The organism is uncultured Gimesia sp. (genome assembly GCF_963972345.1).
In the GTDB taxonomy this organism is placed as follows: domain Bacteria; phylum Planctomycetota; class Planctomycetia; order Planctomycetales; family Planctomycetaceae; genus Gimesia.
This window is the reverse complement of the sequence record NZ_CAXAVM010000203.1, coordinates 1-12,336: the sequence shown is the minus strand read 5'-3', so window position 1 is coordinate 12,336 and position 12,336 is coordinate 1. Positions and strand designations below refer to the sequence as shown.

Below are 12,336 nucleotides of genomic sequence, written 5' to 3'. Positions count from 1 at the left end.
TTACTTTTCTCTCATGAAACGTTAGAATTCTCTGCTGACTGACATTGATGGCTGTTCATCAATGTCAATTCACTCTGTCAACGATTCGACGGTGAGAACGTTCACCGATTTATGAATGAATTCGAGTAAACTGCGCCGCCAGATTATATTTGAAGCGGCACGACTGATGTATTCGCGACAAGAGACTGAGTATTATCGGGCGAAGATGAAAGCGGCCCGCAAAGTCTGCCAGGGCTGGGTGAAAACCTCTGAGCTCCCCAGTAATCGCGAAATTCGTGATGAAATCCAGCGATTCGCCTGCACGTTTGAAGGCGAGTCCCGTACCGAAAATCTGCTGGGGATGCGACTGCAGGCGTTGCGCTTTCTGCGACTGTTCAAGCCGTTCCATCCCAAACTGATCGGCAGTACCCTGACCGGGCATATTCGCCAGGGCTCGGACATCGATATTCATGTCTTTTCACACAGTTGCGAAGCAGTGACGGCACAGCTGGACGAAGAAGGGATTTCCTATCGTGTCGAACACAAAACCGTGAAAAAACATGGTGAGGAAAGAATTTTTACGCACATTCATATTCAGGATGAATTTCCCGTTGAACTCACGTTATATCCCACCGAGCGGTCGAGCTATGGATTCAAATGTTCGATCACCGGCAAACGAATTGAGCGGGCAACACTGCCTGAGTTTGAACAGTTGCTGGAAAACGAATATCCGGGAATCGACCTGGATCAGCGGCTCGCAGAAGTCGAAGAGAGTATCGACCGATTTCAGATGTATCGACTGCTTCTGCTGCCTTTAGCGGGAGTCAAGCAGTCTAAAAAATATCATCCGGAAGGAGATGCACTGTATCACAGTCTGCAGGTTTATGATCTGGCGTGTGATGAACTGCCTTATGATGAAGAGTTTCAACTGGCGGCGTTACTGCATGATGTGGGAAAAGCCATTGATCCGCATGATCATGTCGAAGCCGGATTGCAGGCGCTGGAAGGATTGATTACCGAACGGACTGCCTGGTTGATTCAGCATCATATGGATGCGCATGCAATCCGGGCAGGAACGCTGGGGGCACGCGCTCGGCGGCGGTTGATGGCGAACGAAAGTTATGAAGATCTGCTGTTACTGGAAGAGTGTGATCATAACGGTCGCGAACCTGGGGTTGCCGTTCCGGATGTCGAAGATGCCCTGGAGGCAATTCAGGAACTTTCCCGCCTGTGTGGCTGATCGTTTCAATTTGAAGACAGCATTTAATGAAATGCATTGAGAAAAATTTATCTACGAGTGAGGAATAACAACGATGGTGAAACGAGTTTTAAGTGTCGGACAATGCGTGCCTGATACCAGTTCATTAATGCGCTTTCTGACCAGCCACTTCGATGTGGAGATTGATCAGTCGGACGTGGAGACCGATACCCTGGAGAAATTAAAAGCATCGGAATATGACCTGGTGCTGATTAATCGCAAACTGGATGCAGACTACAGTGATGGCATTGAACTCATCCAGAAGATCAGAGCGACCTCGGAAATCAAACCCAGTCCGCTGATGCTGGTTTCCAATTACCCCGAGTACCAGGAGCAGGCTGTAGAAGTGGGTGCCGTATATGGTATTGGTAAAGATCAATATCGGGATCCACAGACAGCGGCACGCTTAAAGCCCTACTTGGGCTGATAGCGGAGATATCGACCCGGTAATCTTTCTGAGCTTATCTCCAGTGGCTGGTTATCATGTACGATGGGAATACCGTTGGTAAAGACATAATCAATGCCACTGGGGAGCTGCTGCGGATTGTCGTAGGTGGCATGGTCCTGCACGGTTTCCGGATCAAAAATCACGAGATCCGCGAAATGTTGTTCTTTGATAAAGCCCCGGTTCTTCATCCCAAACCGTTTCGCTGCAGAACCCGATAACTTGTAGACAGCATCTTCCAGTGAAAAAAGCTTGTGGTCCCGCACACAGGGGCCGATCAGGCGCGGCGCGGAACCGAACTGCCGGGGGTGGATCATGCCCCCTTCCATAAAAATGCCGTCGGTTCCCATCATGTACAGATCGTGTTTTAAAACCGGATCAACAAGACGATCATCACCCATATTAAAGACCAGCAGCACGGCCATCTCTTCTTCAATCAGCAGGTTGATCAATGCTTCTTCTTTGGGGAGCCCTGATTCTTCCACATACCGACTCAATGATTTCCCCTGATGCTGTTTGTTCTTTTCCGTCAGAACCCAGGCAATCTGAATCGCCGAGATATCCAGCAGGTAATTTTCGAGTCCATATTTGAACCGCAGCCGCATTTCAGGCAGCTTCAGTTTTTCGATTGCTTTTTTCGGGCCGTCCTCGAAGACTTCATAAGGCAGCAGGAAATGCAGCATGGTCGAGCCGGGTTGATAGGGATACACGTCGAACGAAATATCAACTTCGTGGCGGGCAACCTTATCGATGTATTCAAGGGCTTCTTCCGCCTGTCCGGCATACTGACCTTTCATGTGAGAAATATGCACCTTGACCCCTGCCCTTTTGCCAATCTCCACGAGTTCTTCAATGGCCGGCATCAGCGTTTTTTTGTAGCGGATATGTGAAACATACAGCCCATCGTATTCAGCCATCGCCTGACAGGCTTCGACCAGTTCATCGGTGGTGGAGAAACATTGCGCGACATAATCAAGGCCCGTTGACAGGCCGACCGCGCCTGCTTCCATTCCTTTGCGGACCTCGGCGCAGATCTGTTTCATCTGAAAGTCATCCACCCGCTGGCGACCAAACCCGCAGGCCATCGACCGCAGATTCGCATAGGGAATGTGTGTCATCACATTCTGCACGTTTTTGCCATCGATCAGGTTCATATAGTCCTCCAATGATTCCCAGCCGGTATATTCGTGAGGATAAAGTCCGTCCAGGGACTGCAGGTAATAGACCCAGTCTGCAGCAGTGCAGCGATCCACTGGCGCATACGAAATCCCATCCGCCATGATGACTTCGGTAGTGAAGCCTTGTGAGGTTTTGGAGAGGAAGTTGGGAGTATTGAGCAGCCAGCTGTCGGAGTGATTATGTACATCGACAAAACCGGGCGCGACGACTTTATTCGTGGCGTCAATGACGGTTGCCCCCGAATTTTCAGGCAGATCGCCGATCGCGACGATGGTATCCCCTTTAATGCCCACGTTTGCCTGGTAGCGAGGAGCGCCGGTACCATCAATGACAGTACCGCCAGAGATCAGGACGTCAAATACCGGGGTCTCTCCGGCGGATTCGTGGGTGTTCATTGATTCCGTCTGTTTCATCTTGTGGGGGTGATCTGGGGGGAACGCTGAATCTTCAGTTTACTTTGACATTTTTTCGGTTCCGAGAAAAGGCTCGCTGGAAAATATTTCAAAATAATCAGCAGCTCTCAAGTCTCATCCGGGAATCTGCTGTTTGAAGATCCTGCCGGTTTTGGATGTAATTCTGTTTTCTTTCGTCTGGGCGATAACTACAATAAATAGAACTTTTCTGATATGAGAATCCTGAAAGTTCAGAAACGTTTTAACCGACTAAAGTAAAATGACGTATGACGATAACATCAGACTTTCAAACAGGAGCACTTCATGAGTCAACGTACTACTCGCCGCGAGTTCATTAAACAGTCTTCGGCGTTAGGCGCCGCGTTCTGGGTGGGCGGACAGAATCTGCTGGCAGTTGAAAAATCACCACTGGAAAAACTGAATTTCGCAGCCATTGGTGTCGGCGGCAAAGGTTCCGGCGATTCAAAATCTGCTTACGAAAACGGGAACCTGATCGCCATCTGCGATATAGATGACAAACACCTGGCCAAAGCAGCAGTCCGCTATCCCAAAGCGAAAAAATTTAATGATTACCGGGAAATGCTGACCGAAATGGAAGGCCAGATTGATGCGGTTACCGTCAGTACTCCCGATCATTCTCATGCTCCAGCCAGTGTAATGGCGATGAAAAAAGGCAAGCACTGTTTTACCCAGAAACCGTTAACGTGGTCAGTTCACGAAGCCCGTGTCATGCGGGAGGTTGCGAACGAGCATGGTGTGGCCACTCAGATGGGGAACCAGGGAACTGCCAAGGACGGGTTCCGCGAAGCCGTCGAAGTGATTCGGTCCGGCGTCCTGGGTAATGTGCGTGAAGCGCATGTCTGGACCAACCGTCCTGTCTGGGGTAAAAGCGTTGAGCGTCCACCAGAAGGCGAACCAGCTCCCAAGCACATTCACTGGGATCTGTTCCTGGGCCCTGCACCCTACCGCGAATTCAGCACACTGTACCATCCGTTTGAATGGCGTGGCTGGCTGGATTTCGGAACCGGGGCTCTAGGCGATATGGCCTGTCACACCATGAACATGCATGTGATGGCATTGGATCTGTACGATCCCCAGTCGATTGTCGCAGAACAGGAAGGAATGATCGAAAACGAAACCTATCCCAAATCCACGAAGATCACCTATCAGTTTGGTGAGCGCGGCAAAGGTAACAAACTCTGCCCGCTGAAGCTGACCTGGTACGATGGTGGTAATTTACCGCCGGAAGAACTGCTGATGGGTGAGAAAATGAAATCCAGCGGTGTGGTTCTGGTGGGAGATGAAGGCAACTTTTATACGCCCGATGACTACGGTGCAGAATACATTCTGCTGCCGAAAGACAAGTTCAAAGACTTTAAAAAGCCAGAACAGAGCCTGCCTCGTTCTCCTGGTCACTTTGAAGAATTTGTCGTGGCCTGCAAGGGAGGCGATCCCGCGATGTCCAACTTCAACTACGCCAGCCGTCTGACAGAGACGACGCTGCTGGGGAATGCCGCCATTCGTGCCGGTAAGAAGCTGGAATGGGATGCAAAGAAAATGGAATTCACCAACGCTCCGGAAGCCAATCAATTCCTGAGCCGTGATTACCGTGATGGCTGGTCGCTCTAAACCGGGGACCTCGATTAGATAAAAAAAGCCCCGTGGGACTTTGGTTCCGCGGGGCTTTTAATATTTTGTGATACAGCTCAGTGAACGATATCTTCCAGCGCTGAAAGTGAAACGACTTCCCTGCGGGAGACGAGAGCCCGTTCTCGATTTGCGGCTATTCCGTGCAGACCAATTTTATGGACGTACGTTTCTCGTGTCGTGGTGGTATCGCGCAGATCATGCACATCGGCATTTTCCAGAAACAGATAGTGCTGATCCTGGCCGATCAAAGTTCCCGCAATCACGTACAGGCTGGATAGATCGACGACAACGGTCTTTCCAGTCAGCTGTTCAAGGTACTGAGAATCCTCACTCATCTTATGTTCTGTCCTTCTTGAGATGCTGAGCAGACCTCAGCAGACGGTACTTTTATCTGAGTCTCCATTCTGACCGGATTTTCGTTGAAATCAACCAGGAGAGCACAGGCGGTCATTAAGATTTCTGCCGTGGAACGTTCCACGCACAGGTCACGGTCAATCCCGGGTTGACCAGATCGGCAAAATACAATAAGAGAGGACAGTCAGAATCCTCTCTCCTCTTCAGACAGCTTTCCTCACAGTAATTATTATTCCAAGTTACATGATATCAACTGTTTAGGCACCATGCAGCCCGGCAGCTGGATTTCATTTCTTTCAGTCTCACATTCGTGAAACGATTCATTATGAATAATTCCCGCTCTCAATCGATCTCGTCAGTATTCACGTGCGCCTGCCTGTTCTGGCTGGGTCTGTCCTGTGTAGATTTGGCCTTCACGCAGGAACCTCTGCCTTCAGTTGCCCAATCCGAGACTTCACTGTTACTGATGAAAAGCGGCCGAATGGTTTCTGGTGAAATCAGCGAAAGTGCGGGTGGCTATCTTGTGAAAAATCCGACGGGCAGCATGGTTGTTCCGTTTGAGAGCGTACTGTTTGAAGCGAAAGATCTGCATGAAATCTATCTGAAACAGCGGGCCTCCATGAAGTACCCGACGGCCAATTCACATCTGGATCTGGCGCGCTGGTGTATAACGAATGAACTGTACGAAGAAGCAAAAAGTGAATTGCGGGATGCGATCCGTCTGGAACCGAAACGATCGGAACCGCAGTTGATGCTGCGGCGACTGATGGGCGTCTCGGCGGAAAATCAGCCGACGGTCCAGGAGAAGATCCAGGAAACACTCATCAGGAAACAACTGGAAAGTTCAGACGAGGCAACATCGCTGACCGGAATCTCGCGTGAGCAGTCGGCTTTATTTGTGCGAAAGATTCAGCCGATCATGTTGAATAAATGCGGAAATGCCAATTGTCATGGCAATGCTGCGAAATCAGAATTTCGTCTCACCCAGGTAACCCGCAGGTATGGAAATCATCGGATTTATGCTGAGAAAAACCTGGCAGAAGTATTGAAGTGGATTGATCTCGAAGACCCGTTGCGAAGCCAGTTGTTGACCAAATCAGAGCAGGATCATCCACAGCAGGGAATCGTGGTTTACACTGGTTACGCAGGCCGAAAGCAGCAGCAGGTCATTCAGGAATGGGTGGCCGCTGTCGTAGCTGATCGTCTCAAACAGGACCAGTTACGTGTAGAGCGCCTCACCAAGCGGGCAAACCGACGTACCGGACAGGCCCGGGAAAATCTGCTGAAACAGGCGGATGGGATTATGACGACGAACGAAGTCCAGCAGGCCGACATGGAAGCGGAAGTGGAGCCGGCCCGGTTGAAAGGAGACATCTCCCTGATCTCCGGCTTCGAACCGAAAAAACTCTCCGATCAGGAAATCAACGAGCTGGTCAAAGAGAAGCCCGCTGATCCGTTTGACCCGGAGCAGTTCAACAACGCTGCTGTTCCTGAGTGACATCTTCCATTGGCGATCAGCAGCACCAGTGCTCAATGAGACTGGCAAACTTTTGTGTGCCCAGTTCCAGTTGTTCCAGCTCGATGAATTCGTCGTGCGTATGTGCCTGGCCGATGTCCCCTGGCCCGAAAACGACCATGTTTTTCATCTCCGGAAACAGGCTGCCATCTGTGCCATAGGAAACCGTTTTTGCTTTGTCTTTTCCGGCGATCTGCAGGACTTCGTTGACGAAAGGAGAATTCGGGTCTGTATAAACGGGAGTACCGCCGCATTTGAACTGAAATTCGAGTCCACATTTTTCCGCGGCACTGCGGGCCCGCTCGACCAGTTCGTCGGGTTCCTGTCCAGGCATGGGACGGAAATAAACCGTACAGATACTTTGAGGTGGCGTGATATTCACAGCAGCCGTCTTGTCGTTGATGCCGATATTCCAGCCGTTGGTGGGAGGATCGAATTCCTCATTCTGCCAGAGGGGATCGGTCATGCATTCCTCGTACAGTTTTTTCATCTCGACGAGAAACGGAATCATCGCCAGGTTCGCATTCACGCCGGTACTCAGGCTGGAGTGGGCAGCGCGACCGTGTGAGATTGCCTGAAACCCATAAGTCCCTTTGTGAGCATAAACCACTTCCAGACGCGTAGGCTCACCAATAATCCCATGTGTTTCCCCCGCCACCATTTCCTGGTACATGGTCGACTTTTCCGCAACATTGCGGGCACCGTGGTAGCCCACTTCTTCATCGGCGGTACAGGTGATGTAGAGCGGATGTTTCAGATCGCGCTCAACATACTGTTTCGCGGCAGCCAGCATACAGGCGATGGAACCTTTCATGTCACAACTGCCACGACCGTAGAGCTTGTCATCGATCTGTGTGGGAGTGAAGGGACTGAACTCATCCGTGAACCAGGGATCAGCGGGAACAACATCGGTATGAGCAAAATAGGCCATGCCTCCCTGCCCTGATCCGCGGCGACCAATGATGTTGGCTTTGCGAATTCCCTTCGCGTCGTTGTATTCCAGCCGCTCAATGGCAAACCCCAGATTTTTCAGGACGGCTTCCACGTAATCGCTGACTGCCAGGTTCGAAAAACAGCTGGTGGATTCGAAAGCCACGAGTTCTCTGGTATAGTTCAATGCATCCATGAATATTTCCACGCTATGATATTGTTAAGTCTTGAGGTGACGCTGAAACTGAGCCAGTGTTTTCTCCCACATGGCGGGAGAGAGCACGTGCCCGGATCCTTCTTCAATATAATAAGTAAAGTTCGTTTCTGCATTCATGGCAGCATAGTTGTTTGCAATTATTTTGACACCGCGTCGAACTTCGTCGATGGGACTGCCTCCGTCGAGTTCGCCGAAATTCAGATGCAGCGGCCGGGGTGCGATCAGGGCGGCGATGTCGGGAGTGTCCCCGTATTCGTATATTCCGGGGATGAAATTCGGAAAACAGTGCAGCATGTGTTCGCGATGAATGCCTTTGTACGTCGGCAGGCAACAGTTGCCCACCAGGCATTTAATGCGTGGTTCCCAGGGACCGACGAGCCAGGTATGTGTGGAACCCATGGAGTGGCCGTAGCAGCCGATTTTTTCGTCGATCACTTCCGGACGGCTCTGCAGAAAATCGATGGCCCGTTTCATGTCCAGAATATTTTTCCAGGCCATACATTTCCCGGCAACCACATACCGCAGGAATTCGAAGCGTTCAAAATTTCCTGTTTTGAGTTTGCCCGTCGGATCCTGTCGCTCTTCAAAACAGAGGGCATCAGGACAGAGTACGACAAAGCCCTCTTTCGCGAGTGCGGCTCCGGTATGATGCATCTGGTTACCAGCCAGGCCCGCCGGTTCGCTTTTCCCCAGATGGTACTGCCCGGCATGCTGATGCCAGACCGCCACGGCAGGAGCGGGATGCGCGGGAGAGACCATATCGGGAATCAGCAACAGGGCGGGAATCGCATCTCCGGGCTCGGCTTCGTAGGTCAGCGATTCAATCCGGTAACCGTCCTTCTGGATCGTTTCGCGGAGCTTGGCATTCAATGCCGGAGGCTCAGGCCAGTCACCACCCAGGCCTGCTAACAGTTTTTGTTTGAATTCGGCGGGAGGCATCTGGTGGGCTCCTGTGGAGTGAAGCTATTATGGTAAGCGTTGCTGGCTGAGAGCTGATTTTTTCCATCAATCATAAAGAGAAATGATTCGAAATGATATGAAATTCGTTTTGCGTCAAGGTAGATTAGAAGTATCGTAAAAACAGACGAGCCCCGTTTAAGACGAATTCAGGAGTCCAGTCATGCAAGGCAAAACGGATTTGAACTACGATATGAACAGCCTGGTCCCACCGACTTCTAAGGAAGCAGTAGCTTCACTGGGAGAATGGTTGACATTCTATTTCGAAAAACCGATCCAGTTTCCCGAGGAGTTCATTGATCAATTACTTAACTTTCATGGTGGCATTCCTGGAAAACAGTGTTTCAATGAGCCTGACGGTACACAACGAATGATCTGTCGCTTTTGTAATATTCTCAGAGAAGAAGATCTACTTCCTCCCGCACAACCTAGCTGGCGGGGCGGCTCTGATGCGAGATATGAATACAGTATTCGATTATTCCTGGATGCAGACTCCTATTGTGGCAGATTAGGGGAATCTAAAAGTACGTTGGTACCCATAGCGGCGATCGACACAGCAGGTGGTTTTAATGCGCGGGAAATGGGTGAAATGGATTTGCTTTGTCTCAATTATGGAAATGAAGGAGAACCTGCCGTTGTCACCTGGAGTTTTGAAATGTCCTGGGCAGAGCCCAAATATACAATCAAGGTCGCAGATTCTTTCAAAGAATTTCTGAACATGCTCTACGAACGTCCCGATGGTTTTTATACCACGAACGATTGTGAGTATTTTTAACGAACAGGATTTCAATGAAATCGCTATTTGCCACAACACACGCACGTGTTTACGGGACTTCCGATGCCTGGCGATTTTCTAATCAGGCGCGGGCTGGTGAGACATTTCAGAAATGCAATATCCAGTTGATAATTGAGGGGGATGATGAAAGTCGATACTTTTTGATCGTCAGCCCTGAGGGATTCTTTGTTGCTGACACCTGGCATGAATCACTGGATGCAGCACAAGATGAGGCGGAGAGAGTTTTGGGTGTAACTCGTGAAGACTGGACCGAATAGATACGAAAGCAGGCTGGATAGCTCAGCCTGCTTCTCATCAAATCCTTCTTTACTTCTTCATCGTCTCCACCAGTTTTGCTGCCAGTTTCTTCACGTCTTCCGGATCAGAGAGATCGTTAAAACTCTGTACGGTGACAGCCTGTTCCATGTAGCCGGCGTTTTCCAGGCCGACGGTCAGGTCCTGCAGGACAGCCGAGTATTCACCGGTCTCTGCGATTTTCTGGAGGGTGGGAACCAGTTGGTTCTGTGACAGGCCGGGGCTGACTTCGGGGGCCGCGGTGGAACTGCTTTCACAGCCAATCAGGGTGAGGGTCAAAAAAAGGATTGCAAAATATTTCATAGTGCCTGCGGTCTCTTGCAAAAGGGAGTAGGAAAAAGCGGATGGTGCGCCGTCCACGCTGGACGACGCACTCCAGCCAAAGTGAAAGTCTGACGATGAACTTAAGGTAGATTGATGACTTTGCCGTCAGCGATGTAGCCCATGTTGCCATAAGTGGCGAGGTCGATATTTTCACTGAGAAAGCGAACTGCTCCATCACCAAACAGGAAGTGACAGCCTCCGGTGTGCGAACTGGTGAAGTTCCAGGAACCGGCGGTTCCGTTGATGCCGTAATAGGCACTGCTGGGAGACGTGATCGCGTTCTGTGTATAGTAGGCGGCATCGGAGTAATTACCGATCCAGATGGTGCCGTTCTTGGCCCCTTCTGTTCCCCGCTCGCCAATGAGCATGGTGTTGCTTAAACCATCACGGATATCTCGGAAAGCAACATTGGAATTGTCATAAAACGATCCGGTCGGCTTCGTCGAACCAGAGCTTCGATAGGTGTTTCCGGCGACGCCCGTGTAGTTGGATTTTCCGTAGTCGCTTAAATCGGTATTGTTGCCGCCCATCGGATCGGAGGGACAGATGTAGGCGCTGAGTTTGATTTTGGAATAAGGAACAGGAACACTGGCGGTACCAGTGGTGATCTCGGGAATGGTGGTCCAGTCGTTGTTAAAACCACCTGCCGAACCGATGGAATCGTAAAGTGCAGACTGCTCGATGTAAGGCAGAATGAATGTGCCCCAGCCCAGCAGGTTATGATTGGTGACATTGGCGGTGGGATCGTCATCGAGGTAACCGGGAGGCAGAGTGTTGTGCACATCATGGTAGTTGTGCATCGCAATGCCGATCTGTTTGATGTTGTTCTTACAGGAACTGCGGCGCGCGGCTTCCCGTGCCTGTTGTACTGCCGGGAGCAGTAATGCGATCAAAATGGCGATGATGGCGATTACCACCAGCAGTTCGATCAGGGTAAATCCTTTAGTTCTTCGTTGACGTTGCAGCACGTGACAATCTCCTTGGAGAAAAAACAGCGGTCGGGTTGAAACAGAGAGTTTTATTCAGTGGGTAAGAATGACTTCGATCAATATTCAGCGAAGCTGTGGCGGGGAAATCCATTTCTTATGCTCAAGTGGATCCGGAAGGTAAAACAGAGGACGTTTCTTTTGGCGAATATTTATCATGCTTGTTTAAATATCTGATGGTCAAAGTGTGAATAGTTCGAGAAGAATGCGTGGGGAAAGATAGAAGGCTTCGAATCACAGTCCGAAAATTTTTGATGAAGATTGCAGAATACTGAAATATGATGCTGCAGGTCATCACCCGAACAGGTAGGATGCCAATAGAGTCAGTGGACAAAATATTGGAGAAGGATTTGATCCAGCCGCTTCAAAATTGCGTTATGAAAAACAGCTGACCACCCCTTGCGCTCTGACTGACGAGATACCAGGATGACGATTAAAATCAGTTGCGGAATCTGCGGTAAGAACTACAAAGTTCAGGATGCTGCTGCCGGAAAAAAACTCCGCTGTAAAGAGTGTGGCGAAGTTATCAGAATTCCCGAGCCGGAAGCAGAATTCGGTGACGGCGATGATTTCTCGAAACTGCTCGATGACGCCGTCGAAGAAGAGGCGAAAGCCAAAACCATTCGACGTCCCGTACGCAAGCCGATGGTCAAAGCGGAAAAGTATAAGGGCGATGAAGATGGCCCGGTGACTCGTAAAAAAGAAAATAATTACACACAGGATCTCATACAGACCATTCTGTTTCCGCTCGACCCGGCCAACCTGTTTACATTTGTCTGTATCTGGATTCTGCTCTGCATGAAAGAACTGATCCTGCCCTTCGCAGGCATTCGCCTGGGCTTCCTGGCAACCCTGATTATTTTAGGCTGGTACAGCAATTACCGCTTTAATGTCATTTATGAAGCGACATCGGGAAGGAAAGAACTACCCGAACTGACTCCTGAAGATGGGTACTTCATCCCCGTAGTGAAATGGGCGGCAACCTGGCTGCTCGTGCATTTGCCGGCGTATTTGTACCTGGGAATTGTACTCTACCTG

The 12,336-nt window shown here is 50.2% G+C and carries 13 protein-coding genes; 7 read left to right on the top strand and 6 right to left on the bottom strand.

Annotation, left to right across the window (positions count from 1 at the left end; translation table 11 throughout):
- Positions 1-115 precede the first annotated feature (115 nt).
- A complete protein-coding gene (locus tag AACZ40_RS24140) occupies positions 116-1,219 on the top strand; it encodes an HD domain-containing protein (protein WP_291177229.1) in 1,104 nt (367 codons plus the stop codon).
- Between the two features lie 73 nt (positions 1,220-1,292).
- Entirely contained in the window at positions 1,293-1,664 is a 372-nt protein-coding gene (locus AACZ40_RS24135) for a response regulator (RefSeq protein WP_291177227.1), read from the top strand.
- Here the strand turns inward: AACZ40_RS24135 and AACZ40_RS24130 are convergent.
- A complete protein-coding gene (locus AACZ40_RS24130) occupies positions 1,652-3,256 on the bottom strand; it encodes a D-aminoacylase (protein WP_291177224.1) in 1,605 nt (534 codons plus the stop codon). The two genes, AACZ40_RS24135 and AACZ40_RS24130, sit on opposite strands and share 13 nt — an antisense overlap.
- 321 nt (positions 3,257-3,577) lie before the next feature.
- Between AACZ40_RS24130 and AACZ40_RS24125 the strand changes: the two genes are divergently transcribed.
- Complete coding sequence (locus AACZ40_RS24125; RefSeq protein WP_291177221.1) at positions 3,578-4,903, top strand: Gfo/Idh/MocA family oxidoreductase; 1,326 nt, start codon at positions 3,578-3,580, stop codon at positions 4,901-4,903.
- 77 nt (positions 4,904-4,980) lie between these two features.
- Here AACZ40_RS24125 and AACZ40_RS24120 read toward each other — a convergent pair whose 3' ends face one another.
- Positions 4,981-5,259: a hypothetical protein gene (locus AACZ40_RS24120; RefSeq protein ID WP_291177218.1), complete on the bottom strand. Its 279-nt coding sequence runs from the start codon at positions 5,257-5,259 to the stop codon at positions 4,981-4,983.
- A gap of 500 nt (positions 5,260-5,759) precedes the next feature.
- Here AACZ40_RS24120 and AACZ40_RS24115 point away from each other — a divergent pair, with 500 nt between their 5' ends.
- Positions 5,760-6,776, top strand: a complete 1,017-nt coding sequence (locus AACZ40_RS24115; protein WP_291177216.1) for a hypothetical protein — start codon at positions 5,760-5,762, stop codon at positions 6,774-6,776.
- 16 nt (positions 6,777-6,792) lie between these two features.
- On the opposite strand, the gene AACZ40_RS24110 is transcribed toward AACZ40_RS24115, so the two are convergent.
- Positions 6,793-7,920 (bottom strand): M20 family metallopeptidase, encoded by a 1,128-nt coding sequence (locus AACZ40_RS24110; protein WP_339676150.1) that lies wholly within the window; start codon positions 7,918-7,920, stop codon positions 6,793-6,795.
- A gap of 24 nt (positions 7,921-7,944) precedes the next feature.
- On the bottom strand, positions 7,945-8,880 hold the full coding sequence (locus AACZ40_RS24105) for an alpha/beta hydrolase family protein (protein WP_291177210.1): 936 nt from the start codon (positions 8,878-8,880) through the stop codon (positions 7,945-7,947).
- Positions 8,881-9,061: 181 nt separating this feature from the next.
- On the opposite strand from AACZ40_RS24105, the gene AACZ40_RS24100 reads away from it, so the two are divergent.
- Together AACZ40_RS24100 and AACZ40_RS24095 are read left to right on the top strand one after the other, a co-directional pair.
- Positions 9,062-9,673: an SMI1/KNR4 family protein gene (locus tag AACZ40_RS24100; protein WP_291177207.1), complete on the top strand. Its 612-nt coding sequence runs from the start codon at positions 9,062-9,064 to the stop codon at positions 9,671-9,673.
- Between the two features lie 14 nt (positions 9,674-9,687).
- Positions 9,688-9,951, top strand: a complete 264-nt coding sequence (locus tag AACZ40_RS24095; protein ID WP_291177204.1) for a hypothetical protein — start codon at positions 9,688-9,690, stop codon at positions 9,949-9,951.
- 49 nt (positions 9,952-10,000) lie between these two features.
- On the opposite strand, the gene AACZ40_RS24090 is transcribed toward AACZ40_RS24095, so the two are convergent.
- The gene (locus AACZ40_RS24090) at positions 10,001-10,291 is read right to left on the bottom strand and encodes a hypothetical protein (RefSeq protein ID WP_291177201.1); all 291 of its coding nucleotides are present in this window, start codon (positions 10,289-10,291) and stop codon (positions 10,001-10,003) included.
- A 101-nt stretch (positions 10,292-10,392) separates the two neighbouring features.
- Complete coding sequence (locus AACZ40_RS24085; RefSeq protein ID WP_291177198.1) at positions 10,393-11,280, bottom strand: DUF1559 domain-containing protein; 888 nt, start codon at positions 11,278-11,280, stop codon at positions 10,393-10,395.
- 444 nt (positions 11,281-11,724) lie between these two features.
- On the opposite strand from AACZ40_RS24085, the gene AACZ40_RS24080 reads away from it, so the two are divergent.
- The coding region (locus AACZ40_RS24080; RefSeq protein ID WP_339676146.1) for a hypothetical protein at positions 11,725-12,336 on the top strand (612 nt) is incomplete at its 3' end.

Coding starts and splice junctions, on each gene's coding strand:
- AACZ40_RS24140 (WP_291177229.1), top strand. CDS start 116: ATGAATTCGAGTAAACTGCGCCGCCAGATTATATTTGAAGCGGCACGA.
- AACZ40_RS24130 (WP_291177224.1), bottom strand. CDS start 3,256: ATGAACACCCACGAATCCGCCGGAGAGACCCCGGTATTTGACGTCCTG.
- AACZ40_RS24105 (WP_291177210.1), bottom strand. CDS start 8,880: ATGCCTCCCGCCGAATTCAAACAAAAACTGTTAGCAGGCCTGGGTGGT.
- AACZ40_RS24100 (WP_291177207.1), top strand. CDS start 9,062: ATGCAAGGCAAAACGGATTTGAACTACGATATGAACAGCCTGGTCCCA.
- AACZ40_RS24125 (WP_291177221.1), top strand. CDS start 3,578: ATGAGTCAACGTACTACTCGCCGCGAGTTCATTAAACAGTCTTCGGCG.
- AACZ40_RS24095 (WP_291177204.1), top strand. CDS start 9,688: ATGAAATCGCTATTTGCCACAACACACGCACGTGTTTACGGGACTTCC.
- AACZ40_RS24115 (WP_291177216.1), top strand. CDS start 5,760: ATGGTTTCTGGTGAAATCAGCGAAAGTGCGGGTGGCTATCTTGTGAAA.
- AACZ40_RS24120 (WP_291177218.1), bottom strand. CDS start 5,259: ATGAGTGAGGATTCTCAGTACCTTGAACAGCTGACTGGAAAGACCGTT.
- AACZ40_RS24135 (WP_291177227.1), top strand. CDS start 1,293: ATGGTGAAACGAGTTTTAAGTGTCGGACAATGCGTGCCTGATACCAGT.
- AACZ40_RS24110 (WP_339676150.1), bottom strand. CDS start 7,920: ATGGATGCATTGAACTATACCAGAGAACTCGTGGCTTTCGAATCCACC.
- AACZ40_RS24090 (WP_291177201.1), bottom strand. CDS start 10,291: ATGAAATATTTTGCAATCCTTTTTTTGACCCTCACCCTGATTGGCTGT.